Here is a 1,626-nt window from a genome sequence, read left to right as displayed (position 1 = left end):
CCACCCTCTTTCCTCCCCTGCGCCCTGGACGGGCTTGTCTCGAAAATTCACCCGCGTGCGCGCCCGGCAAAGCCGGACCAACCTGCATTCTGCAATTGCGCGACGTCTCGTTGCGGTCCTTTGTCCCTTTCTCGACTGCTACATCGCGAATCCAGGTTGGTCCGGTTTCACCTGACGCGCACGCAAGCGGTGCGGCCGGATGCTTCGCACCCTGGTTTCGCCCTGGACGGGCTGCACCAGGGCAGAACGGAAAAATTTGGCCTGGGGGCCATTTTTCCTCACCCCCCTCGTGGGCTCGGGTGGTGTCTGTCCAGCTGTTTCCGTCGTCTTCGCCGGCGGTTTATCAGAGCGGCTAAGGCCGCTCTGGAGGCAGCTTTCAGCTGCCCAAAGCAGGCTGCGCTACCATGCGATTTTCGCCTGGGAGCAGCCCAATGCAGCGTCTAGCAAAACCCTCTGATTACGTTCTGCAGGACATCCTCGGCAGATCGCAGTACGTGCTGCCCTGGGAGGACAAGCTTTGTCCTGGGAATCCCACAGACGACCCTGATGCTGGTTCGATTGAGTACAACGAGCATGCCATTGAGAGGGCCCATAACGGCGGTATGGCCATCGCAACCGATCCGGTAGCCGACGCAGTGAATGCGGCACTAAAAACGCCTGGAGAGGCTTACAGGACCCTTTCGCGGGATCTGGCGGCCTCATACCTGGGTGATTATCAATTTCTTATGAGCGACCTAGAGCTCTGGGACGAAGAAACCAAAGCGATCCGCGTTCTCCTGGTCTTTTCCAACCAGGATCTACACAAGCTATCTGCGCGCCAGGTTATGGACCTTCGCGCTCGAGCTGCACAGGTCTGACGCGCTGCGCTTGTCTCCTCGATCAGTGCACGGGAACAAGTACCCGTGCCCCGATCGAGGCTCTTAATTGCCTATTTTTGATGATCCAAACACACCTGTATGCTTCTTCCCGAAGGTGTCTGTAAGGATTCTGCAAGATATTTTAAATACGTTTTAAAAACTCTCGCAAAAAATACATAAGAAGTCTGTTGCTTATTTTTTAGTGGCATATAGAATCGCCAAAAAAATCGCGCAAGCATCATTTTGGGGTGTCATATGTCCAAGGCAGTAAGCAGCATCGCATCGGAAGTAAATGAATTACTTCGTAAAAATGGAAATGAGTTCATGACTCTAAAGTGGGCTCAGTTTTACAAAATATGCGACAGAGAACGTCTCGCCGATGTGGTTATGGAAAACATCGCAAAACAGCTCAAAAAAAATGACCTGCATATCATCTACGGCAACAACGTCATTGTCGTTCGTGACTTTTGCTGGAGCCCTGTAGACATCTGATCCGCATACCAGCTGATGCGCTTGTGCGTAGGTCGCGATATTCCTAGGTCAAGGGCCGCGACCCCGGCTCGTCGTGACGCGCTTCACCGTCGCGGCGAACGGAGTCCCGGGCGCAGCGGACCCTTGACCTGTCACCGACGAAATCACCCTTTGGCAATTCCCTGGGCCCGAATGGGCCCGGGGGATGCCACCCGGCGAGGGTGTTTTTGGCTTTTTGGCTTTTTGGCTTTTTGGCTTTTTGGCTTTTTGGCTTTTTTGGGCTGAAACCCTTCTAATT

The 1,626-nt window shown here is 53.9% G+C and carries 2 protein-coding genes; both read left to right on the top strand.

What is annotated here, in order from left to right:
• The first annotated feature begins 431 nt into the window (after positions 1–431).
• On the top strand, positions 432–857 hold the full coding sequence (locus GHO25_RS25530; protein ID WP_153331004.1) for a hypothetical protein: 426 nt from the start codon (positions 432–434) through the stop codon (positions 855–857).
• 255 nt (positions 858–1,112) lie between these two features.
• Positions 1,113–1,349: a hypothetical protein gene (locus tag GHO25_RS25525; RefSeq protein ID WP_153331005.1), complete on the top strand. Its 237-nt coding sequence runs from the start codon at positions 1,113–1,115 to the stop codon at positions 1,347–1,349.
• The last annotated feature ends 277 nt before the right edge of the window (positions 1,350–1,626 follow it).

It is taken from the genome of Pseudomonas sp. FSL R10-1350, assembly GCF_009600525.1.
In the GTDB taxonomy this organism is placed as follows: domain Bacteria; phylum Pseudomonadota; class Gammaproteobacteria; order Pseudomonadales; family Pseudomonadaceae; genus Aquipseudomonas; species Aquipseudomonas helleri.
The sequence above is the reverse complement of the archived record's forward strand: the minus strand, read 5'-3'. Positions and strand labels throughout refer to the sequence as shown.